This window comes from Jatrophihabitans lederbergiae, from assembly GCF_031845305.1.
Lineage (GTDB): Bacteria > Actinomycetota > Actinomycetes > Mycobacteriales > Jatrophihabitantaceae > Jatrophihabitans_A > Jatrophihabitans_A lederbergiae.
This window is the reverse complement of record NZ_JAVREH010000203.1, coordinates 1-763: the sequence shown is the minus strand read 5'-3', so window position 1 is coordinate 763 and position 763 is coordinate 1. Positions and strand designations below refer to the sequence as shown.

The window sequence follows — 763 nt, the reverse complement described above, 5'->3', positions numbered from 1 at the left end:
TGGACGCCACCTCGACGACCTGATCGAGGCCGCCGACGTCGCCATGTACCGCGCCAAGGCGCGCGGCCGGGATCAGACCCAACGCGCCGACGCCGCGATCACCCCTTGAGTTTCCTCGATCGTCAGCGGTGGGTTGGTCCTCGGCCCCTGCGAGGGGCCGCGGCGTCGCAGTTCCGCGATCGAGTCGCTCAACGCCAGGTATCGGCGAGCGATCAAGGCACGCGGCCACTTCCCCAACGAACAGGCCGCACTGAAGTGCCTCTACTACCTCGTGACCCGGTCACTGGACCCCACCGGTGCCGGGCGCGCCTGATGGACCATGCGGTGGAAGCCAGCCTCGAACGCGTTCGCGATCACCTTCGCCGACCGATTCCCGGGCGCCGAAGACTACCGATGAACACCGCCGGAACACCGTGTACCCAGATGATGGCGAGTGCCGGCCTCCCCTCCCCTTCAGGGCATGTAGCGGTATCCCATGCCGGGTTCGGTGAGGAGGTAGCGCGGGCGGGTGGGGTCTGGTTCGAGCTTGCGGCGTAGTTGTTGCATGTAGATGCGTAGGTAACTGTGTTCGGTGTGGTATGGGTGTCCGCGCATGGCGGTCAGTAGTTCGCGGGTCGTGACGAGTGAGCCGGGGTGGGTCAGGAGGACTTCGAGCATTCGCCATTCGGTGGGGGTGAGGTGGATCAGCTGCGCCGTTGTGCCGTTGGCTGGGCGGATGAGGCGGGCGGGGAGGTCGATGCTGAGGGCGCCGAGTGTGATGGGG

At 66.7% G+C, this 763-nt stretch carries 1 protein-coding gene and 1 pseudogene; one reads left to right on the top strand and one right to left on the bottom strand.

What is annotated here, in order from left to right:
- Positions 1-169: 169 nt before the first annotated feature.
- Positions 170-397: pseudogene (locus tag RM423_RS24990) on the top strand (transposase); the annotation flags it as partial.
- 56 nt (positions 398-453) lie between these two features.
- On the opposite strand, the gene RM423_RS24985 reads toward RM423_RS24990, so the two are convergent.
- A partial coding sequence (locus tag RM423_RS24985; protein WP_311425737.1) for a winged helix-turn-helix domain-containing protein occupies positions 454-763 on the bottom strand: 310 nt, incomplete at its 5' end.